Genomic DNA, 237 nt, shown 5'->3' with positions numbered 1-237 from the left:
TGGCGCATAAAGATGAGACGCTGGAGTACAAACGCCAGCTGGCTGCACTTGGCGACAAGGTTACGTATCAGGAGCGCCTGAACGCGCTGGCGCAGCAGGCGGATAAATTCGCACAGCAGCAACGGGCAAAACGGGCCGCCATTGATGCGAAAAGCCGGGGGCTGACTGACCGGCAGGCAGAACGGGAAGCCACGGAACAGCGCCTGAAGGAACAGTATGGCGATAATCCGCTGGCGC

General features: G+C 60.3%; 1 pseudogene. It reads left to right on the top strand.

The annotated features are described in order from the left end of the window. A pseudogene (locus HEN33_RS25995) lies at positions 1-237 on the top strand (phage tail tape measure protein); the annotation flags it as partial.

Origin of the sequence: Escherichia sp. 94.0001 (assembly GCF_013369155.2) — a bacterium.
Classification (GTDB): domain Bacteria; phylum Pseudomonadota; class Gammaproteobacteria; order Enterobacterales; family Enterobacteriaceae; genus Escherichia; species Escherichia coli_F.
The sequence above is the reverse complement of the archived record's forward strand: the minus strand, read 5'-3'. Positions and strand labels throughout refer to the sequence as shown.